The sequence below is a fragment of the Bacteroides sp. genome (assembly GCF_030151085.1).
Lineage (GTDB): Bacteria > Bacteroidota > Bacteroidia > Bacteroidales > Bacteroidaceae > Bacteroides.
Map to the genome: position 1 here is coordinate 75,419 of NZ_JASLER010000094.1, position 23,528 is coordinate 98,946.

Sequence of the window (23,528 nt, forward strand, 5' to 3'; positions counted from 1 at the left end):
AACACCTGGTTTTACATTGTATGAATGTAAAACCAAGTGTAATCCCTAATAATTTATTGAATTTCTGAATGAATTATTTTTCTTCAGGACTTGGAATAAACTTACGCCAAAACTTCAATCGATAGCCTTTATACCAAGCATGGGCACCAAACGGCAATCTTTGCCTATTATAGTTGTAAAGTTGTTCCGGATGGTTTTCAAAGGCAAAGTCTATTGCCTCTTTATAATTTGGAATACGGAAACGGTGCTTGATGCGATTAACTTTAATACCCCAATAAACATCTTCGGCATTATAAGAACGGTTTTCTAAGAAATGCTTTATATTAGCCTCATCGCTCTTTATAACTTCAAGAAAAGATGCGATCTTACGTAGTGAAAAGCCACCATTTCCTACACTAAAATATTTACTTCGGGAACGATAAATTCCTACTGCATTCAATATATTCTGATAAACAATCAATTCAGCTCTACGCCAAAAGTTAAAATATTTAGCTTCGGGAATCCACGGTGCCCCCACATAGTCATAGCCTCGCTCACACCATTCAAGTAAACGGTCGGAAAAGACATAAGCATCCAACTGATAAATGAGCATATACTCAAAATCAACAAAACGTTCATAAAACTCCTTGGAAAGCATCAACCTGTTATATCCCGCTACATCGATAAAATAGCTATCATCAAAACGCACAATACTATCAATTCCCGATATAGTTTGCATTGGAGTAATATCAAGATTTTGAGGTGCCATAAATACAATATGATGACGCCCCAATACAGTAACACATTGCCGTAATGACAATTCTTCCCAGTGACTGATCTTGTTACTATAAACGGGGATGATAATAATTGCCTTATGTTGCATAGCTACAATTAGAAATTATATTGGATATATTCAGGAAAGTAATATAAAAAAGATTCTTTATCAAACTTAAATCCGCTCAGTGGAGTATTATATATTTTTCAACTCCTACTTGCGGAGAGGGAGGGATTCGAACCCCCGGAACCTCTCAGTTCAACGGTTTTCAAGACCGCCGCGATCGACCACTCTGCCACCTCTCCAAAACTCCATTTCAGAAATGCTTTTCATTTAAAGCGGTGCAAATGTACTACTCTTATTTTTATTAGCAAATTTAATTGATAAATTAATTGCAATATTAATTAGTAAAAGACAAATTGCTATATACTAATCTCACCGATGCGAAAAACTAAAAACAATTCTACTACAAATTATTTTCTCAGATACTAACAATTAATCGTTTGACAACCGTTCTTTAATCATTTGACAATTGTCATCTATTCATTTGACATATGTCGAATGAATAGACGACATATATCAAACTATTAATTCTTAGTATTCGAGATATTAATCAATCGCCACGCAAGAAATTGTCGGTAGGCACGTTAATGCTAATTCATGTCCTAACCACTACCTAATAATAGTTATTTTATGCTGTACAACACAAAAAGGGTTATGTGCACGATGCAATTAAGGAAATATTTCCGTAATTTTGCGCCCTCAAAAGGATAACATTACTTAACCCACTCAACAAAATGAATTTTATGGAATTGAACAAAACCTTTATTGACGGGCTTTGGAGCAAAGAAATCAATGTTAGTGATTTCGTTAGTAAGAACATCGCACCCTATGCTGGAGATGCATCGTTTCTGCAAGGACCTACCGAACGTACTAAATGTATCTGGGATCTTTGCCTGAAAGCACTCGAAGAGGAAAGAAACAATAATGGAGTACGCTCATTAGATAATGTCACAGTATCTACCATCACTTCCCACAAAGCCGGATATATAGATAAGGAGAATGAACTTATTGTTGGTTTGCAAACTGACGAACTGTTGAAGCGCGCTATTAAACCTTTCGGCGGTATCAATGTAGTAGCCAAAGCTTGCCACGAAAATGGCATGGAGATTGATGAGAAAGTAAAAGATATCTTCACCCACTATCGCAAGACCCACAACGATGGAGTATTTGATGTATATACCGAAGAAATTCGTTCTTTCCGTTCACTCGGTTTCCTCACCGGTCTGCCCGATAATTATGCTCGCGGACGCATCATCGGTGACTACCGACGCCTGGCACTTTATGGCATTGACCGACTTATAGAAGCTAAACAAGAAGATTTACACAATCTCCTCGGTCCGATGACCGATGCCCGCATCCGCTTACGCGAAGAAGTAGCTGAACAGATCAGAGCTTTGAAAGACATCAAAGTAATGGGCGAATATTACGGACTCGATCTCAGCCGTCCGGCAACTTCTGCGCAGGAAGCCGTACAATGGGTATATATGGCATATCTTGCCGCAGTAAAGGAACAAGATGGTGCAGCCATGTCTTTGGGTAACGTATCCTCTTTCCTTGATATCTTTATTGAATACGATCTGGCTCATGGCAAGATAAACGAAACCTTTGCACAAGAGCTAATCGACCAGTTCGTTATCAAATTGCGCATGGTACGCCATTTACGTATGCAATCGTACAACGATATTTTTGCCGGAGATCCTACTTGGGTAACAGAAGCCATCGGCGGACGCTTCAATGACGGACGCAGCAAAGTGACTAAAACATCTTTCCGTTTCTTGCAGACACTTTACAACCTGGGTGCTTCTCCCGAACCCAACATGACGGTACTTTGGAGCCCACAACTGCCGGAAGGTTTCAAAGAGTTCTGTGCAAAAGTTTCAGTTGATACCAGCTCCATTCAATACGAAAACGACGAATTAATGCGCGAAGTTCGTAATTGTGACGACTATGGTATTGCTTGTTGTGTATCTTACCAGGCTATCGGAAAACAAATCCAATTCTTCGGCGCACGTGCTAACCTTGCCAAAGCATTGCTGCTGGCTATCAACGGCGGACGTTGTGAAAACACGGGTACCGTCATGGTAAAAGGCATTCCCGTACTGACCAGCGAGACTCTGAAGTTCGAAGAAGTGATGAGCAATTACAAGAAAGTGTTGACCGAAATAGCTCGCGTCTACAACGAAGCCATGAATATTATTCATTACATGCACGACAAGTATTATTATGAAAAGGCTCAAATGGCTCTCATAGATACTGACCCGCGCATCAATCTGGCTTACGGTGTAGCCGGACTTTCTATTGCACTCGATTCTTTATCAGCCATCAAATATGCCAAAGTTACCGCTCGCCGCAACGATATAGGTTTGACCGAAAGCTTTGATATTGAGGGTGCATTCCCGTGTTTTGGTAATAATGACGACCGCGTGGATCACCTCGGCGTAGACTTGGTTTATTACTTCAGCGAAGAATTGAAGAAATTACCGGTTTACAAGAATGCCCGTCCTACCCTTTCATTGCTGACAATTACTTCCAATGTAATGTATGGCAAGAAAACCGGTGCCACACCCGACGGACGTGCTAAAGGTGTTGCCTTTGCTCCGGGTGCCAACCCCATGCATGGACGTGACAAGAATGGCGCTATAGCCTCTTTAAGTTCTGTAGCCAAGTTGCGTTACCGCGATTCACAAGATGGCATTAGCAATACTTTCTCCATCGTCCCCAAATCATTAGGCCCTACTTCGGAAGATCGTGTAGAAAATCTGGTAACCATGATGGATGGCTACTTCACCAAAGGCGCCCACCACTTGAATGTAAACGTTTTGAATCGTGAAATGCTGGAAGATGCAATGGAACATCCTGAGAAATATCCTCAGCTTACTATCCGTGTTTCCGGTTATGCCGTAAACTTCGTGAAGTTGAGCCGTGAGCATCAGCTCGAAGTTATCAGTCGTTCATTCCACGAAAGAATGTAACCATTCATTAGAGATATTTTAGGCACGGATTATGTGGATTCCACGGATTAAGATTACAAATCCGCAACAATCCGGATAATCTGTGCCTTTTTTTGACAATTTACCATTTATAGAATTATGAATCTGATAAACGTTCATTCTTACGAGTCAATGGGAACCTTTGATGGTCCCGGATTACGCCTTGTAGTATTTCTGCAAGGTTGCCCCTTTCGTTGCTTGTATTGTGCCAACCCGGATACAATAGACATAAAAGGCGGTACTCCCACTCCACCGAATGAAATTCTTCAAATGGCAATCAGCCAAAAAGCATTCTTCGGGAAGAAAGGTGGAATTACCTTCTCAGGTGGAGAACCGACGTTGCAAGCCGAAGCACTGATACCTTTATTTAAGGATTTAAAAGCAAACGATATCCATATCTGTCTGGATACCAATGGTGCGATTTGGAATAAAAAGGTAGAAGAATTAGTTAGATTAACCGATCTCGTCTTGCTTGATATCAAACAATTTAATCCCGAACGCCATCGTACGTTGACCGGACATAGTAATGAACAAACTTTGCGTACCGCCAACTGGTTGGAAGAACATGCGCACCCCTTCTGGTTACGTTATGTATTAGTACCCGGATATAGTGACTTTGAAGAAGACATCCGCCTACTAGGAGAGCGTTTTGGAAAATATCAGCATATTCAGCGAGTAGAAATTCTCCCCTACCATCGTTTAGGTGTACACAAGTATGAAGCCATGGAATGGGATTATCAACTAAAAGAAGTAAAAGAAAATAGCCCAGAACAATTAGAACGGGCAGAAATGCTTTTCAAAGAATATTTTGCGAAGGTGATTGTGAATTAGTGATTAGTGATTACCATGCGGCATATTGCGCAGCTAACTAATCACTAATCGTTAATCACTATTTTAGTATGTCAACCTTATCCCCGCCTGCAACGTAAAGTTACAAGGATTTTCTTTTCTTATGGTCTGTACAAGCGAGCCATCATCAAAGAAATAAGACACTCCAGGTTCTACATATAAACCCACCCGACTACTTATATTATATTGTGCTCCCACAGCCCCCATCACAGAGACTTGTACAGGTTTTACAGTTTCACTTTCACTGCCGATTTTACCATATATACATTTTTCCACAGCACCACCAGCCGATACATACATTGTGAAAGACTTACTATCCACAAAGTTCCAGTTAGCACGTACAGGAATACCTAAATAATGAAGTTTCTGACTAAATTTCTCAGAACTATCATCATAAGTCACATCCGAAGCCAGATAAGTATAAGTCAACCCCGTCTCTACAGAGAAACCTTTAGGCAGATTCTTTCGAACAGAAAATCCAAAACTCAGCGGTTGCTTATGGTCAGCCGATACAATACTCTTTTCACGTTTCATTATATAGGGTAAACCATCCCTAAATACCAGTTCCTGACCATTAGGAATCGAAACAACTCCGTTGGCAGTAGATGTTAAATCAAGTCTTCCGGAATTAGGAGAATCAAAAGCAAGATCTTGTTCCATATTATTTCCCAATCCATTACCTAAACCACCAGCATTAACAGACATACCCATAGACCATCCCTTCGATTTAGAAGTAGACTTACGTTCTACCGGAAGATGAAGTTTATCTTTTCCTGATGGACGGCGTCTTTGTACCTGATTCGTTTCTGGATTATCAGTTTTTTGTTTCCCAGTTGTTTCCACCTGAGCTACAGGTACCTCAACCTGACGATTATCAGTAGTATTCTTTACCTCAGTAGAGGTCATTTCTTCTTCTTGACTATTCGAGGTAGGCAATTCTATCTGTTGTGCTACCAAAGCATGTCTTGATACATTATTCGATAAACTTCTATGCACTTGACGAAGAGGCTCCACTACATCAGTCTGTGTTGAAGGCGAGGTTTGCTCCGGCAGATTATCCGGTGCTAAAGCCAATGCCGGCACATTAGTACTACGCACCTCATCCCCCATCCTACTTTGCAGAAGCCATAAGCTAACCGACGATACAGCTACCAGCAATACAGCAGCAGCCGATACAGCCCAGCGACGGAATGGAATGAGCCTCCGCTTTCCGGTAATCGAAGCTTTGGAAACTGACAAATCCTTCTCCAACCGTTCCCAGCCAGAAATCGGTAATGGTTCAGAGTAATCTTCCAGCCGCTCCTTTATCTTTTTCATCCACAATTCATCTTCCATACGTTCTTTCATTTATGCATTTTTTTTCATCCATTCGCGCACCTTCACTGCTAAAGCCGCTTTGGCACGCGTCAATTGCGAAGCGGATGATTTTTCATTAATACCCAAAAGTTGAGCTATCTCCTTATGGGGTTTTTCCTCAAAAACATATAAGTTGAATACAGTACGGTAACCGGCAGGTAATTCACTGATAAATTGCATTAGCACTTTCTGAGGAATGGCATCTACTGACGATGCCTCCGGTTCCTCATACGCTTCGGGAGCATTCTCCAGCGCCGCCGTCTGGTTCATCACATCATTTTTCCGCAAATACTGCAATACCGTATTCACCATTACACGCTCCATCCACGCACGCAGGGAACCTTCTCCCCTCCAAGTGAATTTATCAAAAGAATCAAAGAGTTTCAGGAAACCATCATGCATTAAGTCTTGCGCAGTTTCCCTGTCACCGGCGTAACGAAGGCATACGCTAAGCATGCGCCCTGCATAATGCTCATACAGTTCTTTGCGAGCAATATTGTCTCCTTGCCTGCAACGTTCTGCCAGTTTCTGTTCTTCCATCCTTTCTTTTAACACGTGTTTACCTTATAAATGCAACGGGCACAAAAGTACTGCATCGCATAGAGAAGAAAATCATACTTTCATTTCTTTAACAATCTAATGTGCAGTATTTAGCTATCATTCGTATTTTCAGAGTACGTAGAACAAAAACAATTTTAAAAAGTAAAAACCTACCACGTATGAAGAAATTGAGATTATCGATTATTGCTTTTATGCTTTTATTCCTTGTCATGCCTACGCTCCAATCTTGTCTGGACGATTTGGATGACCCATACAAAGGTACGCTCTTTGCAGTCGGTACATTGAATGTGATAGAAGGAAAAGATTATTATTTTGCATTGGACGAGGGAAGTAAACTCTATCCTAGCGACACTACTCTCATTCGTAATTATGCTGTGGTCGACGGACAACGGGCATTCGTCTATTTCACCAAGTTGGAAGAACCCTTAGCCGGTTACGAATACAATGCTCAAATCAACCATATCGAAAACATCTTAACCAAAGACATCTACTCCATGCCTGCCGAAAAAGCGGACAGTATTGGCGATGACCGTATCAATGCCACCGATTTGTGGATTACAGGAGACTATCTGAACATAAAATATCAGATTTACCATAGCAACGACCAGGCCAAGAAGCACATGCTTAATTTGGTCATTAATGAAGCATCTACCGGAGAGAACGATAAGCCTGATTACCTAACTCTGGAGTTTCGCCAAAATGCGTACAATGACTCCCCGCTTATGCTGGGCACTGGACTGGTTTCTTTCAAACTAGACAACGTTGCAAACATGCTGAAAGACAAAAAAGGATTGAACATCCGAATTAATAGCATTTATGACGGTGAGAAATATATCACCGTCGATCTGACTAAAGAAGAAAAGTAAATCTTCTTTTTAGTAGCCTACTTTTTACATCTCAATAATTAGGCAATACGGAGTAGCACAGTGATTGTGCTGCTCCGTATTATTATCCTCTCACTCCCTATTATTTCGCAGATATCTTTTGTCCATTTGATATATTATACCTATTTTTGTTCGATTATCACAAACATACATGCAAACAGCTGAATAGTAATATGAGAAACATATTCAAGGCAGTTCTTATTATCTGCCTATTAATTAATACCCATACTCTGATTGGTAATAATAAGCAAACGGATATCGATCACATCCTTATTATTAATACTTATACCGACTCAAATCCTTGGAGCAACAGTCTTATCAATCCAATCTTGAGCATGGCTTCGCAAAACAGTGAAATAGGTGTCATAACTGCACACTTGAAAATGCTTTCGTTAGATAATCAGGACGATTTGAAGAAAATCAAAGAGAGTATGTTCCAAAAGCTCCCTTCCCGAACTCCCAAATTAATCGTAATGATAGGATGTGCAAGCTACATATTCTGTGATGAACTGAATAAGCAATGGCCCAACGTACCCATGTTACTGTGTGGCGAACGCGATTATACCGGCCCCGAAGAGTTAATCATCTCAGGAGAACCGATAATCCCGGGACAACGTATTCCCGTTAGTAGCCTGCACGAAAAGTTCAATATGACTTTTATGCTCGCACATAACTATTTGGAAGAAAATATTCAACTGATGAAACAGCTTATTCCCCAATTGGACAATATCATATATATTGGTGACAGAACATACATTTGCCAGCAAAACAATTACGATCTTACCGAAGTTTTACAAAAGAAACATCCCGAATTAAAATATAAATTCATATCTGCAGAAAGCACCTCAACAGACAGCCTCTTCACAATACTCAACCATCAGAATCAGCAAAGTACCGGTGTACTGTTCACTTCATGGATTCGTAAACAGGATTTCACAGACAACTTGGTTATGACCACGAATTCACACCGAATTATCGCAACTGTATCCATTCCCCTATTTTCATCCAGAACAGTCGGAATAAGAGAAGAAGGTGGAATTGTCGGCGGCTATGTTTATAATGAAAAAAGCTATATCAGCCAAATGTTGGCTAACATCGAAGACATAATCAATGGTAAACCTGCCCGTGATATTCCTTTTTATCAAATAGATAACGGTGCTCCAGTCTTTAATTATCAGTCATTACTTCAACGAAATCTCGACCCTGCCCGTTGCCCCAAAAATACTATATTCTTTAATGCCCCTCCCACATTTTGGGAGCAATACGAATATATCGTCATTGGTAGCATTTGTCTCCTGATACTTATTTTGCTGTTTTTCCAGTACCACCGTGTCCACGTACTTGTAAAGATGAAACACATCCAGCAGAACCAATTAAAAACAGTGGGCAAATATTACAATCTTATCAACAACATGCCCATCCTCTATATGCTGGAAGAGCTTATAAAAGATGAGAACGGACGCATAGTTAACATCCGATATGCAGATGTAAACAATCGCTTTGAGGACAAATTCTTCAAACGTAACGAAATTGTCGGTAAACTAGGTAGTGAAGTTTTTCCCGAATCTATCCCGCAATTCCTTCATTTTATGAATATTGCCCTAAAAGAGAAACGCTCAATCACTTTTTCCTATTACTATAAAGAAATAAATACTTTCTATGATATATTGGTTAATCTGAATGGCGATGAACGCTTTATGGATGTATTCTGTATGGATAGTACAGAATTACACCATACACAAGAACTACTCCGCTCAATCAACCATAAGCTTTCAATGGCACTCGATGTAGCCAATATCGTCCCCTGGAAGTGGGATTTACAAAACCACACTATACTTTGCGATGTAAACAAGCCCATTGAGTTGAGTGACAACAACGAAATAAGCGACGAACAACTTTCCGTACCGGACAGCCAATACTTTGCGAAGATATACAAAGAAGACCTTCCTAAAGTGAAAGAAGCGTTTGCCGATTTACTGGCAGGTCGCAGTCAAAAAGTAAGAGAAGAATATCGGGTTGTCAATCGCAAAAACGGATGTAAACATATCGATTGGGTGGAAGCTCAGGCAGTTGTAGAAAGTTATGACGAAAAAGGTCAACCACTCACTCTTGTGGGTTCTTCACTCGTCATCAGTGAACGTAAGAAAATGGAAAGTGATTTGATCTCCGCCAAAAACCGGGCGGAAGAATCCAACCGTTTGAAATCAGCATTCCTTGCCAATATGAGCCACGAAATACGAACTCCGCTCAATGCAATTGTAGGATTCTCCGGCATTCTCGCTTCTACAGAAGAGGAGGAAGAGAAGATGGAGTATGTCAGCATCATCGAAAACAATAATACATTGCTTTTGCAGTTGATTAGTGACATTCTCGATCTTTCAAAAATCGAAGCAGGCACAATGGAGTTTATTGATACTGATTTCGAACTGAATAAAGTAATGTGGGAACTGGAAAGCTCTCTCCGTTTAAAATTACCTGTCGATAAAGATTTAACCCTCGTATTTGAGCAAAGTCAACCGGAACTAAATATTCATGCAGAACGTAACCGCATTTCTCAGATTATAATTAATTTAGTGACAAATGCCATTAAGTTTACCGAATCTGGCAGCATCCGGTTTGGCTACGAAAAACGTAATAACATGATTTATTTCTATATCGCAGATACCGGATGTGGCATTCCTGAGGACAAACTGGAAAGTGTTTTCGGACGTTTTGTCAAACTAAACAATTTTGCTCAAGGTACCGGACTGGGACTTTCCATCTGCCAAACCCTTGTGCATCAGATGGGGGGTGAGATAGGAATACAATCCAAAGTGGGAGAAGGTTCTACATTTTGGTTTACAATACCTTTTACTCCTGCTATCAACCTTATACATAAAGAAACGATAACGGAACCCATCAAGATAAAGCAACAGAAAATCACCATTCTGGTAGCAGAAGACCATGACAGCAATTACCGACTTATTGAGTCTATCCTAAAGAAAGATTACAATCTGATACACGCATGGAATGGCGAAGAAGCAGTCACTTTGTTCAAGAAATATGATCCGCAACTTATCTTAATGGATATCAATATGCCGGTAATGGATGGTTATCAAGCCACCAAAGAAATACGTAAATTCTCCACCAAGGTGCCCATCATAGCTGTTACAGCATTTGCATACGCTTCGGATGAACAGAAAGTAATGGAGAATGGTTTCGACGCTTACATGACAAAACCTATTAATGCTAATCAATTAAGAAGACAGGTAACCTCTGTATTGAGTAAGCATATCATCTTCATGTAATATTCAAGTTCCTCATATATCCGCCCTCGGTCATTGAAAACCGGGGGCGTTATGTTTCAGTGCATTATTCCCCACTTTCAGTCTTTCCTTTTCCGGTCTCAGAAAATATTCTCCGACAAGTTTTCACAAGCCTTTCTACTTTTGTCGAAAATTTAAAAGAGATATGAGAACAAAAGTACGATTTATTCTATTGTCCGGTCTCTCCTTTCTACTTTGCGCCTGCAACGGGAAGGAGACAAAAAGCGAACAAGACTTGCTGGTTTATACAGCACAAGCCACCACCCCTTCTCAAGAAAGTAGTAAGGAGTTTCCTTTTATCGCCCAACCGTTCCGCACCTCCGAGTTATCATTCAGAGTAGGTGGCCCTATCGATCATTTCGATGTCTACGCGGGCAATCAATACAATCAGGGATCAATCATTGCAGAAATAGACCCACGCGATTTCCGTATCCGTAAAGAGCGTGCAGAAGCCGTGTACCATCAATCTAAGGCTGAATTTGAACGTATAGAAGTATTATATAAGAAAGAAAATATCTCAGCCAGTACCTACGAAAAGGCGAAAGCAGATTGTATTTCCGCTAAAATGGCTTTTGAAACCGCCGTTAACGAACTTGCCGACACGCGTTTGGTAGCCCCTTTCAGTGGATACGTAGGTGAAGTCTATATAGAGAAATTCCAGGATGTCAAAGCAACCCAACCTGTACTTTCTCTGATAGATATACATCAATTGAAGATAGAGATATTTGTTACTCAGGATATTGCTTACGCTGCACAAAAGATGGATAGCATCCGATTGCGTTTCGACGCACTACCGGGTAAATTCTTTGACGCACGTATAGCTGAAGTCTCTAAAGGAACTACACGAAATAATCTCTCGTATTTGTTGACTGCTTTTCTTCCGAACGAGGACGGTGAACTTCTGGCGGGTATGTCCGGTAAAGCGATACTGGATGTTGAGCAAGGAGAAGGTGCATCCGGGGTCTGCATCCCCCAGACAGCGCTATGTCACCGTCCGACGGAAGGAAGCTATGTATGGATAGTGAATCCGGAAAGCAAACAAGTGAGCCGTAGAAAAGTAATGGTACGTGAATTGTTGCCCGATGGCTATGCTACTATTTCCCAAGGTTTGCAAGCCAATGAAACCGTAGTTGTAAGCAAACTCCGCTTCTTATCAGATGGAATGAAAGTAACCACTAGCTCAAAGACTGAATAACGATGAAATTAGTAAAATACTTCTTGCAGAAAAAACAGGTTACTATCCTGCTACTGGTATTAGTCATTGCCGGTGGTTTATTTTCCTACGTCAAAATGGGAAAACTGGAAGATGCGCCCTTTACCATTAAACAGGCATTGGTGCTAACCCCCTATCCGGGAGCATCGCCCTCGGAAGTACAATCGCAAGTGACGGATATCCTGGAAGAATCAATCCAGTCACTAGGCGAGCTTTATTATTTGAAGACTGAAAACCGTGCCGGACTTTCCAAGATTACAGTCTATGTAAAAAAGGAAATCCGTGCTGACGAGATGCAACAACTTTGGGACAAGCTTCGCCGGAAAGTGAATGATGTGCAAAGCAAGTTACCCGCCGGAGCCGGGCCGTCTGTAGTGAACGATGACTTTGGCGATGTGCTGGGGGTATTCTACGGACTAACGGGTGAAGGACGTACCTACCGTGAACTGGAAGATCAAGCCAAGCTCATTAAAAACGAATTGCTGAAGGTAAAAGACGTTGCCAAGATTGAAGTCTATGGTACACAAACACCTACCATAGATGTTTCCGTCAGCCCCTCCGTCATGGCACGCAGCGGCATTACTACAGCAGATATCGCCCACGCTTTTGAAGGACAGAACAAAGTGGTGGATGCAGGCGGACTGAATGCCGGAACAAACCGCATCCGCATCGAGTCTACCGGAAACTTCTACTCGCTGGACGACATCCGTAACCTTACGATTGTTTCGCGCAGTGGTGAGCATTTCCGTCTGGCAGATATTGCAACGATAGAAGAAACTTATCTGACTCCCGCCAGCAACCTGATGCGTATCAACGGACAGCAGGCAGTGAGCATTGCTATTTCCACTGTGCCCACCGGTAATGTAGTAGATATGGCAGAGGCAGTGAAACAAAAGGTAGACGAACTTAACGAAAGCATGCCTCGTGGATTTGAACTAACTTCCATCTACGACCAAGGTTATGAATCGGCAGTAGCTAATGATGGATTTATTCTCAACCTTATTATTTCCGTAATCACGGTAGTTGCCATCCTGCTCTTCTTTATCGGTTTCAAGAACGGCATGCTTATTGGTAGCGGATTGATATTCTCTATTTTCGCCACCCTTATTGTAATGCTTTCTACGGGTATAGCCTTGCAGCGTATGTCACTGGCTGCCATCATCATTGCTATGGGAATGCTGGTTGACAATGCCATTGTTGTATTCGACTCGGCACTGGTGAACATGCAACGGGGTATGCGTAAGCGAGTTGCCATTATGCGTGCGTGTTCTTCTACCGCACTGCCTTTGCTGGCTGCTACGGTTATTGCCATCCTTACTTTTCTTCCCATCTATTATTCACCGCATATCACGGGAGAGCTTCTCTCCTCTTTAGTAATAGTAATTGGCGTATCACTCATGTTCAGTTGGGTATTTGCATTGACACAAAATCCATTCTTTATTCAAGAGTATGTACGTCGCCCGCGTCCGGAGGAACTGACGGCAGAGTTGTTTGGTGGGAAATATTATAATCATTTCCGCAATTCTCTGCATTGGGTTATCCGACACCGTTACATAGCTATCGGCAGTCTGGTAGTGATGCTAATACTCTCGGCATGGAGTTTCAAGTTTATTCCGAAAGTATTCGTGCCTGCACTCGATAAGCAATATTTCTCCGTCGATGTGTGGCTACCCGAAGGAACCCATATCAATGAAACCGACAAATTGGTGGGAGAAATGGCAGAGTACATCCAGCAACAACCGGAAACTGAAATGATATCTACTTATATAGGTCGCACACCGCCCCGCTATTACTTGTCTAACATAGCCTTCGGCCCACAGAGTAATTATGCACAGCTATTGGTAAAGTGCCACACTTCCAAAGAAGCACGTCAACTGAATGCCTTGCTACAAGATTCTATCCGATTGAAATATCCCGAACCACTGATTAAAGTGAACAAGTTCGAGTTGAGTCCGCTAAGCGAGGCAATGATTGAAGCCCGTTTCTTGGGCCCTGATCCTGCCGTACTCGATTCTTTGGTAAATGAAGCCATTGAAATCATGCGTCGTAATCCGAAGGTTGTCGATGCTCGCAATGAATGGGGCAATATGACGTTGATGCTCCGCCCCGTCTACGACCCGATAAAGGCTGGAGAGTTAGGCATCACAAAGGCTCAAATGATGCAATCGGTAAAATCTATCAGCGATGGTGCTCCGGTAGGTATCTATCGGGACAATGAAAAAAAAGTGCCAGTATTGCTTAAATCCGAAGGTTACGATATTACAGACGGTCATTCTTTAGGAGACTTCTACGTATGGAATGGCGAACGTTCCGCACCCTTATCGCAAGTTACGGAACGTATCGAAACCACTTGGGAATATCCGCAAGTGCGTACTTACAACCGCCAATTGTCCATGGCTGCCATGTGTGGCGTACAACCGGGACATACCATGGCAGAGGTGCATGGAGAAATCCGCCAAGAAATAGAACAAATGAGGCTTCCCACAGGTTATACCTTCTTTTGGGATTCACAATTCAAAGACCAAAACGAAGGTCTGCAAGCTCTTGCAAAATTCTTCCCACTGGCATTCCTGGCACTTATTGTAATACTGGTAGCCCTGTTCGGCAACTTCCGGCAGCCTATAATAATTCTTTGTGTACTTCCGTTATCACTCATCGGAGTGGCTGTCGGAATGTTGCTTACCGGGTTCGATTTTGGTTTCTTTCCTATCGCAGGTTGGTTAGGTTTACTAGGCATGATTATCAAGAATGTAATTGTGCTGATAGACGAAATCAATATACAACGCAGAGACGGAGTGTTGCCATACACAGCAGTGGTCGAGGCCACTGTATCAAGAACGCGTCCGGTATTGATGGCAGCTACAACAACTATCCTGGGTATGATACCCCTACTGTTTGACATTGCTTTCGGTGGTATGGCAGCTACTATTATCTTCGGTCTGACTTTTGCCACACTACTTACTCTGTTTGTAACTCCGGCACTGTATGTATTATTCTATAAAATAAAAATAAAACAAGTATGAGAACCTTATATACCTTTATAGTGTGTCTTTTATGTATTCCTTCCGCATTCTCACAGCAAAGTCCGCTGCTGGAGAAATACAGGTCTATGGCACTAGATTATAACCACGACCTGCACGCAGCAGATAAAAACATCGCTTCGAGCATCGAATTGGTTAAATCGGCACAGGCTGATCTCAAACCAAAACTCTCCGGTGACGCTAATTTTCAGTATACCGGGAACCCATTGGAGCTGAACATTCATTTACCACAAGCAGACAATCCCATGTCTTTTCAGGGAAAAAACATGAAATACGGTGCTTCCCTTACCTTGATGCAACCCATCTATACCGGTGGACGCATCCTTGAGAATATCCGTATGGCAAAGTATCAACAATCGCTTACTACTCATCAGGCTGAACTGCTATTATCATCCGTCTGCTATCAAACCGATATTCAGTACTGGAATACAGTAGCTCGTGCCGAACTGGTACAGATAGCCACCGACTACCGCCAATCCATCGCTTCACTGGTGCAAACCATCCGTGAGCGCGTTGATGTCGGACTTGCCGATCCCCAGGACCTCCTGATGGCGGAAGTCAAACTAAACGAAGCAGATTATCAACTGTTACAAGCACAAAGCAATTTCGACATCGGACGAATGGCTCTCAACTCTCTTATCGGAGTGGAACTGAAAGTTGAAACAGAAGTTGAAGATACAATTCCCACCGTTATTCTTTCCGACAGCCTGCTACTATTTGACGGCAGTAGCCGCCCCGAGTTAATGATGGCACGTGACCAGATACGGATAGCCGAAAGTGCCGGAAAGCTTACCGACTCCAAATACAAGCCTCAACTTCATATAGGTGCAGACGGTAGTTACTCTTCTCCCGGCTACGACTTCCGTACGGACATGGACCCTAACTATGCTGTCTATGCCAAACTATCCGTACCCATCTTTGAATGGGGAAAGCGGCGGAACGAAAAGCGTGCTTCTTCCTGGAAGGTAGGCATGGCTAATGACAACCTTTATAAAGTGACCGATCATGTAAATCTGGAAATACAATCCGCCCATACCTCCTTATCGCAATCCATGGAACAAGTACGCCTCACCAGTAATTCTCTAAGCAAAGCCTGCGATAACGAACGTATGGCACAGGAGCGTTACGACGAAGGTAAAGTATCTATTATAGAAGTGATCGAAGCAAAGAATTATCGTCAGAGTTCACAAATAAACTATGTACAAGCTAAGGTTTCAGCTCAAAACTATTACTCGGACTTAGTGAAAGCTTTGCATAAATATTAAACCGATTGATAACTGATAATAGATAAAAGATTCTAACTTTGCCCTATGAAGTGGAACAATCTGATATACGCCCTGCTTTTTTCCGGATTAGGAGCTTTCTCCTATCTGGTATTGGTGAATTATACCGACCTTACTCCCCGTATAGCAGATGCACTCTATTCTCGTGGGGCATTCATTTTCTTTATAGCCGCCTTCAATGTATTGGGATATACCACCCTGCATCTCAGTTCGTGGATTAACAACCAGTATGCACTCAACGTCCGTTCCCGATGGAAAATCCCTGCCGTCTACATCACGGTCATGTTACTGTATTTGTTACTGAACTATGGCTTATTGGTCTTTGCTAAAATACTGGCAGGTGCCACCAATCTGTTCACTTTCGTAAATGGCGGGTGGCAGTTGCTTATTGTAGTATGGTTGGTAGAATTAGTTATTTTAGGATTAGTATTAAGCAATCGTTCTATGTTGAACGCCTTGAAGCTTCAAAAAAAAGCAGCCAAGCTACAAGCTGAAAACGATACAGCCCGATACACAGCCTTGCAAAATCAACTCAATCCGCACTTCCTCTTCAATAGTCTCAATACACTGATAGCTGAGATTGATTACAATCCCCAAAATGCAGTCAGCTTTACCAAGCACCTATCCAGCGTATACCGCTACGTTCTGCAAAGTCAGAACAAGACACTGGTAAGTCTGAATGAAGAATTGGAGTTCACCCGTTCTTACCTCTTCCTGCACGAAGTACGTTTGGGCGATTGCCTGAGTTGCGAATGCCATATTTCATCGGGCTACAACGAGTGTATGTTGCCGCCACTTACGCTACAATTATTAGTAGAAAACGTTATCAAACATAACTCTATCACCCAAAGCAAGCCGATGCAAATCAGCATTAAAATAGAGGATGAACAACTAATAGTAAGTAACCCGATACATCCCAAGAAGAGCTCTGCCACTACGGGCGTAGGTTTGCAGAACCTCGCCAAACGTTGCAAACTAATGTCGGGCAAAGAGATAATTATTCTGCACGAAGCAGATACATTTACCGTAAAAGTACCTTTGCTATATGAATAAACAGAACGTAGTTATCATTGAAGACGAAATACCCGCAGCCCGCTTGTTACACTCTATGGTTTCACGGCTCCGTCCGGAGTGGAATATCTCTGTATTGCCGGGCAGTGTAGACGAAGCTATTGCATGGTTTGCCTCCCATCCCCATCCTGACCTTATCTTTTTAGATATTCAATTGGCAGATGGCAATTCGTTTGATTTCTTGTCTGCGGCACATCCGTCTTCTGTCATTATCTTCACTACCGCCTACGACCAATATGCCGTGCGGGCATTTACCGTCAACAGTATCGACTATATTCTGAAACCTGTAGATGAGCAACGCCTGCTGGATGCTATCGTAAAATACGAAACGTTGCAAAGTAGTGGCAATGCTCTGCCCGAAAACTATCTAAATACTCTTCTCGACGCCCTCCAACCGCACGAAAAGCAATATCGTACCCGTTTCCTTATTTCGGGTGTAGACCGTTTTTGGTCACTCCAAGTCTGTGATATTGCCTATTTCTATTCAGAGAATAAAGTAACTTTTGCTGTTACCCACACCGGGCAGGAACATATTATCGACCTCTCTCTGAACAAGCTTACCGAGCAGCTCGACCCTGACCGCTTCTTCCGTGCCAACCGGCAAGTTATAGTCTGTATCAGTGCCATAGATCATGCCGAACCTTATTTTAACGGAAGGATTGTAGTAAGTGTACGCCCTCCATATAAAGAAAAGATTACTATTAGCGAAGAAAAGTTGTCTTCTTTCAAGCAATGGCTTAACTTCTGAGTTCATAAAAAATCTCCCTCCCAAATATGGAAGGGAGAATACTTTTCTAGTACTTCCTATCAGGAATCATGTACATTTGTGCCTCCTAAGACACCTATTATAGCTGTAGCCATAGCTATCAGCACTTTCAAGATTTTACTCCAGATTGTTTTTTTCATGTTCCACACCTCCTCTCAGGATGGAATAAGATTATTCAACTACCCTAACGGATTGTCATTCTCATCGCCAGCAGACCCACCGTGATTATCATCATCCGAGTTGTCAGAAGAGTTATTTTCATTAATACGGTCCACATCCTTGAATTTCAAACCATCAGAACGGGTAGACCCCGATGCAACCAGGCGAATATCACTATTCGCACGGAAACAGATACGTAAACCGGTAATATCATTGGCAGTAAAGTCTTCCGCCTTGTCAGTCCCCTTGCTTTTAGCTGCAAGATAGAAATACCCCAGACCATCTACATTGACGGTGCGTCCGGAAAGTAACATCTTCTTCAGCAAAGTCCGGAAGTCCTTCAGTACACTGATGGATTCACCTTCACTCACACCGGAATTGCTGCTTATCTCTCGTGCCACTTCATTAAGGTCTGCGGCGTTGCCATACTCATACGTTATAACCGGATAAACTTTTTTGGGAGAACTCTCATCCATCAAATTGCTCAAACGAGCATGTTTTCTAAATAAAATTGCCATAATTCAATTGTTTTTTTAAATGAATACTTTGTTTCTAAAATCTCTTTGTCAACGTTAACGATGCAAAGATGCGGCAACTTTATAGAGAACTAAAAGAACTTTTCTAAAACCATATAATACAAGCAGAAACCTATCTGCAATATATCCTAACATGGATAGGTACTCATTTAAGCACTTAAATTCAACGATAAAAGAAGAAATAAAGGAATAAAACGGAAAATAGCAGGAGCAAGACCCGGAAGGTTTACGACAAATTTCTTTTGTTCCCCAACAAACTCCCCTATCTTCGCCAGATTGGCATTGCGTTCAACTAATAAATGTTTGAACCGGAAACATGCCATGTGCCTCATATACCCCATATAAGAATTGACTACGTACGAAATATGCTGTAGATCCTCCCGCTTTATTGATATATTCTGACCAGATACCCGTACATGTATATAGGCTATACGTCCACTTATCCGGTGTTTTGTTTTCCGTAAAAGATACCTTCTATAGGGTTTTACAAAAATACCCAGAAACGCACATCCTTTATGTGCATGTTGCAAAAACACTTTATTGGGATGAAGAGTCAAATCCAATTCCGTCTCCAGGAAACGACGTAATTCCGGTATAAGAGAAAGCAGATAATGACGGTCATTCCCTATAATAAAGAAATCATCGACATATCTGCCATAGTATTTTTCACCAAGTACACGTTTTACATATTGATCCAGTACATTCAGATAAACATTGCTGAAAAGCTGTGATGTCAGATTACCAATCGGCAAGCCACAACCTTTTGCTACATGAAAAAGGCTTTTATCGGGCGGCAATCCATCCCAGTCTTTAGAAGTGCCCCGCATCTCACATCCAAGGGTAGGATCGTTATAAATAATTTCCTGCATAAGGTACTTCAACAAATCGTAGTCCAGCAATTCCATCCAACATTTTCCATCCCGTGCCTTCCGGTAAGCATAATGTTTCAATGTTTCCATCACCATTTCATACAACTTTTGCCGGTTGATATGCATAAAATATCCTCTGATATCCATTTTTAGTACATAACATGGTTTCCGCCAATTATCCGAACAAGAGCGTAGATGATGCTCAAACCTTTCTACCCCATACAGTGTCCCCATCCCTTTGCGACACGAATAACTATCGCTGATAAAAGTACTTTCAAAAATCGGAGCTGTATAGTTAAACAATAAATGATGTACCACCCGGTCACGGAAATGAGCGGCAAACACCTCACGCTTCACCGCCTTCCCGGAGATAAAACAGACACTTCGTCCTACCTTATAAGTACGGTCACGCAGTTCCTGATAAAGTTGAATGAGATTTTCCTCCAGATTGAATTCAAATTCCAACTGACTACGGGTATTCCGTTTATGTTTCCGGGCATCATAATATGCCTGAAACAAATCATATAACAGAGGATTTTCCTTCATAAGTTTTTTGCCAGGCTGCCAATTGTTTGGATATAGATTCTGCCATGAGAGAAGCATCGGCATAAGCTTTCAGCGAGATCTGCTTCAAATCATGCAGCAACCGCATTTGTAGCTTTACTGCCACAAGCTTTTCACGCGCTTCGGCTATTGTTTCTACTTTTTGACGGGTAGTGTTGGCACGGTATATAAGTACCAGAATAGCGATCAAGTCCTTTTTCAGGGTTTCGCCCAAAGTGTAACGATAATCACGTTGTACATCCCGCCCCACCTGATACAAGTAAAGCAGAAGATCATACGTTGCTTTATAGACGGGAAGCTGATTATAAGTCGCCATAATTCATATTTATTATTGACCCAACATTCGTTTCTGCTCCATCAGAAACAACATACATTCCACTGGAGTTTTACTTTCCAGATTGAAGCCACGAATGTTATTAGCCAACTGCTCATAGATGGCAGATTTTGGAGCTACAAATAGGTCACTCTTTTGAGGTACCTGCTTGCTATCCGGCAGAATCATCGGCAGATTCTGCTTCCAGCCTTCCACTTCTTCTGCTATGACAGGCAAAGCAGAAAGCACTATACTATCCGCCTGTTTCAAGAGTATTTTCGCATCCTTTAGAATCGTATCTGCTGATGACATTGGAAAACCTAACGAAACAATATCCTGTTTTACCGAGATTACCCATTTACGGGTTGGCTTATAAGGATGTATCTGCATAAAGAAAGCGTATGCCGATCGTTCATAAGCCTTCCAGAAAATTCCTTCGCGTAACAGAATTATTGTATTCTGATTACCGTTTTCCATTTGAATTATCTCTTTTACAGTCATATCTTTTTTATATTGATTAATACTCTTAAAAAGAGCCTCCTTTCCACTCTTGGATAAGGAGACTCGCAAACAAACAAAAACGCTACGAATGATGATATCGCATCCTCATCCGGCGCAAACAAACCGAAGGGAGTAAAAGGGAGAGAATTAATTTCGCCTTAAACCTCCGGTATCTCATGTAAATACAAAAGCCCAGTTTCGTAAGTTCTTGGACGCAGCGCACGGGGAACGCGTTCGACCGGTTGGTGTTGTTCACCGGGTTCACCCAACCAATGTTCGTGTTCAGAAACCCACCGTTCTGCGAACTTGCCTGAAACGGTGCTGACGACCACGCATAGCAACCATAGCCAACGTTGTACACCTGCCCATTGCCGCCGTTTCGATAGCCGGCTGCCGGAAAAGCAATCACTGTAAATGAATGTACCGGAAAATAACAGATACACCTGCCATTAAAGCACGATGCACCGTCAAGTCCCCATACAGACTGGAATAGACAACTAACGGAAACGTAGCTCGGAGCGTTGCAGGATCACCACACAACGCATACCCCTTATACGCACATTACTCCGCCAGTGGATTGCTGAATTTACACATCACTCTACTGCAAGCACCTGGACCTGCAATACTCTCGATATATAACTGGAGCTTGTCTTATTAATATCTTTGGGTACAAGAAAAGAAAACGTCCCGCTGCTTTTTACTGGCAAACGGGACGAAAATTATAATATTATAAGATAGAAATCTCTACTCTACAATCCACTTTTCAATATTACGAGTCTTCATGCTGAAGTTCACTCCTATTTTAAAGAGAGTACGTCCGTCAGCCTCAAAAGGTACGGCATAATGCTTTTCATTGATTTGCTGCAACGCCTCTTCGGCAGTACCTTCCAACTTGAACTCCATGATATAAATGTATTTATCGGTGCGCAAAACAAGATCTATTCTGCCTTGCGAAGTATGATACTCCACATTCACATAGAAACCAAGCAATTTGAACACGATAAAAAGCACGTTTTGATAATGAAGTTCCAAATCACGTACTATTTCATAAGGTGTATCGGCAAAGAAACTTTGAAGACGATGAAAGAAGGAGTTGTAATCGCCAAGTTCCACCTCACGGGCAAAACTCTGTATTTCAAAAGGAGCCTCTATCTTATTTATATGGGTATAGAAAGGCAGCAAAAAACGGACAAAACCTTCTTCTACCTCGCGGTTTGGAAAGCCCAAACTATAGATACCGAAGCGCTCATCATACTTCTTTATTGTCAGATACCCACTTTGATAAATCACCGGAATGGGATTCGTCGATTCCGAATCGATACTGTTCAAGACTTGGGCGTCGGTTGCCTCATGTGCCATACGCTCCAAGTTATAATGATGCTTTCTCAGTAACTTCACCAAATAAGTAGGCGTACCCGTCTCAAACCAATAACTACCGAACTCCTTGCGATCAAAAGCATTGAGCAAACTAAATGGATTATAAATACCGATGGAGTTATGCGTAAAATGATAACCGTCGTAATACTCCCTCAACTTATCACAAATTTCGTCGTACGTCATACCTTGCGCATCGGCAAACTCATGCAATTCATCTTCCAAATTTTCGTGCAGTTCCTTGTCACTGATACCACAGATATCAATGTATTTATTCCACATCGAAATATCATTCAAATTATTCAAGTCGCTGAACACACTCACCTTTCCGAATTTAGTAACCCCGGTCAGTATAGCAAACTGGATGCAGCCATCCATTGTCTTCAATACACCATAGAAAGATTTCAAAGTATCGCGAAATTCTTTCTGCAATGCCTCGTTACCGATAGCTTGCAACATAGGTTTATCATATTCATCCACAAGAATGACTACCATTTGTCCCGACTGCTCGCAAGCCCGCTTCACGATGCCTGAAAAACGCATACCAAAGGATTTTTCCCACGGTTCGGAACCATAAATCTGTTCCCAATCAGACAATGCACCGTTCAACTTGTTTTCCAAACTCTCCGGCGTGTCATACCTTTCCGTATTCAAGTCCAAATGCAGCACCGGATGCTTTATCCAATCCTTCTCCAGTTTCTCCATCGCCAACCCCTCAAAGAGTTCCTTCTTTCCTTGAAAGTAAGCATCGAGGGTAGAAATGAGCAGACTTTTGCCGAAACGGCGAGGACGGCTTAGAAAATAATAACTGCCTGTCTTCACCATTTTATAAATCAAAGCAGTTTTATCGACATAAAAATAACCGCTTTTGCGAATCTTCTCAAAATTCTGAATACCGATCGGATAAATCTTGTCACTCATCATATACACCTTTATTGATTCTTCAACTCTTTCACTCCGACAAAGTTACTCATTCCTCAGAACAATCACAAGCTATATAATAAAAGAAATGATTATCCACAAAGATACACATCTCTCGTTATAATTTTCTCTACTTGTACCATAATGTCAAAGAA

Annotated in this window: 18 protein-coding genes and 1 tRNA gene; 9 read left to right on the forward strand and 10 right to left on the reverse strand. The window is 41.8% G+C overall.

Translation table 11 applies throughout. The annotated features are described in order from the left end of the window. Positions 1-73: 73 nt before the first annotated feature. The gene (locus Q1W14_RS20560; protein ID WP_300704591.1) at positions 74-862 is read right to left on the reverse strand and encodes a DUF5672 family protein; all 789 of its coding nucleotides are present in this window, start codon (positions 860-862) and stop codon (positions 74-76) included. Between the two features lie 112 nt (positions 863-974). Beyond that, positions 975-1,059, reverse strand: a tRNA-Ser gene (locus Q1W14_RS20565). Between the two features lie 501 nt (positions 1,060-1,560). Between Q1W14_RS20565 and pflB the strand changes: the two genes are divergently transcribed. Together pflB and pflA are read left to right on the forward strand one after the other, a co-directional pair. Further along, a complete protein-coding gene (gene pflB, locus Q1W14_RS20570) occupies positions 1,561-3,789 on the forward strand; it encodes a formate C-acetyltransferase (protein WP_300704592.1) in 2,229 nt (742 codons plus the stop codon). Between the two features lie 123 nt (positions 3,790-3,912). Next, positions 3,913-4,638, forward strand: coding sequence for a pyruvate formate-lyase-activating protein (gene pflA, locus Q1W14_RS20575; protein ID WP_300704649.1), 726 nt, complete (start codon positions 3,913-3,915; stop codon positions 4,636-4,638). A 63-nt stretch (positions 4,639-4,701) separates the two neighbouring features. On the opposite strand, the gene Q1W14_RS20580 is transcribed toward pflA, so the two are convergent. Both Q1W14_RS20580 and Q1W14_RS20585 read right to left on the reverse strand, forming a co-directional pair. Continuing rightward, on the reverse strand, positions 4,702-6,003 hold the full coding sequence (locus Q1W14_RS20580; RefSeq protein WP_300704594.1) for an outer membrane beta-barrel protein: 1,302 nt from the start codon (positions 6,001-6,003) through the stop codon (positions 4,702-4,704). Continuing rightward, positions 6,004-6,552, reverse strand: a complete 549-nt coding sequence (locus tag Q1W14_RS20585; RefSeq protein ID WP_300704596.1) for a sigma-70 family RNA polymerase sigma factor — start codon at positions 6,550-6,552, stop codon at positions 6,004-6,006. 179 nt (positions 6,553-6,731) lie between these two features. Here Q1W14_RS20585 and Q1W14_RS20590 point away from each other — a divergent pair, with 179 nt between their 5' ends. The 7 genes from Q1W14_RS20590 (at position 6,732) to Q1W14_RS20620 (ending at position 18,118) form a co-directional block, all read left to right on the forward strand. Beyond that, entirely contained in the window at positions 6,732-7,439 is a 708-nt protein-coding gene (locus Q1W14_RS20590) for a NigD-like protein (protein ID WP_300704597.1), read from the forward strand. Positions 7,440-7,630: 191 nt separating this feature from the next. Next, positions 7,631-10,744 (forward strand): ATP-binding protein, encoded by a 3,114-nt coding sequence (locus Q1W14_RS20595; RefSeq protein ID WP_300704599.1) that lies wholly within the window; start codon positions 7,631-7,633, stop codon positions 10,742-10,744. A gap of 163 nt (positions 10,745-10,907) precedes the next feature. Next, entirely contained in the window at positions 10,908-11,957 is a 1,050-nt protein-coding gene (locus Q1W14_RS20600; protein ID WP_300704600.1) for an efflux RND transporter periplasmic adaptor subunit, read from the forward strand. 2 nt (positions 11,958-11,959) lie between these two features. After that, on the forward strand, positions 11,960-14,998 hold the full coding sequence (locus Q1W14_RS20605) for an efflux RND transporter permease subunit (protein ID WP_300704602.1): 3,039 nt from the start codon (positions 11,960-11,962) through the stop codon (positions 14,996-14,998). Continuing rightward, positions 14,995-16,281, forward strand: a complete 1,287-nt coding sequence (locus tag Q1W14_RS20610) for a TolC family protein (RefSeq protein ID WP_300704604.1) — start codon at positions 14,995-14,997, stop codon at positions 16,279-16,281. Before Q1W14_RS20605 ends, Q1W14_RS20610 begins: the two co-directional genes overlap by 4 nt. 45 nt (positions 16,282-16,326) lie before the next feature. Beyond that, positions 16,327-17,352, forward strand: a complete 1,026-nt coding sequence (locus Q1W14_RS20615) for a histidine kinase (protein ID WP_300704606.1) — start codon at positions 16,327-16,329, stop codon at positions 17,350-17,352. Further along, positions 17,345-18,118 carry a LytTR family DNA-binding domain-containing protein gene (locus Q1W14_RS20620; protein WP_300704607.1) on the forward strand — a complete coding sequence of 258 codons (774 nt, stop codon included), beginning with the start codon at positions 17,345-17,347 and terminating at the stop codon, positions 18,116-18,118. Before Q1W14_RS20615 ends, Q1W14_RS20620 begins: the two co-directional genes overlap by 8 nt. Before the next feature lie 59 nt (positions 18,119-18,177). Here Q1W14_RS20620 and Q1W14_RS20625 read toward each other — a convergent pair whose 3' ends face one another. The 6 genes from Q1W14_RS20625 to Q1W14_RS20650 all read right to left on the reverse strand — a co-directional run bounded on the left by Q1W14_RS20625 (position 18,178) and on the right by Q1W14_RS20650 (position 23,373). Next, entirely contained in the window at positions 18,178-18,276 is a 99-nt protein-coding gene (locus Q1W14_RS20625; protein ID WP_300704609.1) for a smalltalk protein, read from the reverse strand. Positions 18,277-18,315: 39 nt separating this feature from the next. Then, on the reverse strand, positions 18,316-18,813 hold the full coding sequence (locus Q1W14_RS20630) for an HU family DNA-binding protein (protein ID WP_300704611.1): 498 nt from the start codon (positions 18,811-18,813) through the stop codon (positions 18,316-18,318). A gap of 167 nt (positions 18,814-18,980) precedes the next feature. Next, positions 18,981-20,246 (reverse strand): RNA-directed DNA polymerase, encoded by a 1,266-nt coding sequence (locus tag Q1W14_RS20635; protein WP_300704613.1) that lies wholly within the window; start codon positions 20,244-20,246, stop codon positions 18,981-18,983. Then, positions 20,221-20,580 carry a four helix bundle protein gene (locus Q1W14_RS20640; RefSeq protein WP_300704615.1) on the reverse strand — a complete coding sequence of 120 codons (360 nt, stop codon included), beginning with the start codon at positions 20,578-20,580 and terminating at the stop codon, positions 20,221-20,223. The genes Q1W14_RS20635 and Q1W14_RS20640 overlap by 26 nt, the downstream gene beginning before the upstream one ends. A 12-nt stretch (positions 20,581-20,592) precedes the next feature. After that, entirely contained in the window at positions 20,593-21,054 is a 462-nt protein-coding gene (locus Q1W14_RS20645) for a hypothetical protein (RefSeq protein ID WP_300704617.1), read from the reverse strand. A gap of 768 nt (positions 21,055-21,822) precedes the next feature. Then, positions 21,823-23,373, reverse strand: a complete 1,551-nt coding sequence (locus Q1W14_RS20650) for an ATP-binding protein (RefSeq protein WP_300704651.1) — start codon at positions 23,371-23,373, stop codon at positions 21,823-21,825. Positions 23,374-23,528: the final 155 nt, after the last annotated feature.

Bases quoted from the DNA above. Each gene is read 5' to 3' on its own strand.
- Q1W14_RS20560 (WP_300704591.1), bottom strand. From the start codon at position 862: ATGCAACATAAGGCAATTATTATCATCCCCGTTTATAGTAACAAGATC.
- pflB (WP_300704592.1), top strand. From the start codon at position 1,561: ATGGAATTGAACAAAACCTTTATTGACGGGCTTTGGAGCAAAGAAATC.
- Q1W14_RS20580 (WP_300704594.1), bottom strand. From the start codon at position 6,003: ATGAAAGAACGTATGGAAGATGAATTGTGGATGAAAAAGATAAAGGAG.
- Q1W14_RS20585 (WP_300704596.1), bottom strand. From the start codon at position 6,552: ATGGAAGAACAGAAACTGGCAGAACGTTGCAGGCAAGGAGACAATATT.
- Q1W14_RS20590 (WP_300704597.1), top strand. From the start codon at position 6,732: ATGAAGAAATTGAGATTATCGATTATTGCTTTTATGCTTTTATTCCTT.
- Q1W14_RS20595 (WP_300704599.1), top strand. From the start codon at position 7,631: ATGAGAAACATATTCAAGGCAGTTCTTATTATCTGCCTATTAATTAAT.
- Q1W14_RS20600 (WP_300704600.1), top strand. From the start codon at position 10,908: ATGAGAACAAAAGTACGATTTATTCTATTGTCCGGTCTCTCCTTTCTA.
- Q1W14_RS20605 (WP_300704602.1), top strand. From the start codon at position 11,960: ATGAAATTAGTAAAATACTTCTTGCAGAAAAAACAGGTTACTATCCTG.
- Q1W14_RS20610 (WP_300704604.1), top strand. From the start codon at position 14,995: ATGAGAACCTTATATACCTTTATAGTGTGTCTTTTATGTATTCCTTCC.
- Q1W14_RS20615 (WP_300704606.1), top strand. From the start codon at position 16,327: ATGAAGTGGAACAATCTGATATACGCCCTGCTTTTTTCCGGATTAGGA.
- Q1W14_RS20620 (WP_300704607.1), top strand. From the start codon at position 17,345: ATGAATAAACAGAACGTAGTTATCATTGAAGACGAAATACCCGCAGCC.
- Q1W14_RS20625 (WP_300704609.1), bottom strand. From the start codon at position 18,276: ATGAAAAAAACAATCTGGAGTAAAATCTTGAAAGTGCTGATAGCTATG.
- Q1W14_RS20630 (WP_300704611.1), bottom strand. From the start codon at position 18,813: ATGGCAATTTTATTTAGAAAACATGCTCGTTTGAGCAATTTGATGGAT.
- Q1W14_RS20635 (WP_300704613.1), bottom strand. From the start codon at position 20,246: ATGAAGGAAAATCCTCTGTTATATGATTTGTTTCAGGCATATTATGAT.
- Q1W14_RS20640 (WP_300704615.1), bottom strand. From the start codon at position 20,580: ATGGCGACTTATAATCAGCTTCCCGTCTATAAAGCAACGTATGATCTT.
- Q1W14_RS20645 (WP_300704617.1), bottom strand. From the start codon at position 21,054: ATGGAAAACGGTAATCAGAATACAATAATTCTGTTACGCGAAGGAATT.
- Q1W14_RS20650 (WP_300704651.1), bottom strand. From the start codon at position 23,373: ATGAGTGACAAGATTTATCCGATCGGTATTCAGAATTTTGAGAAGATT.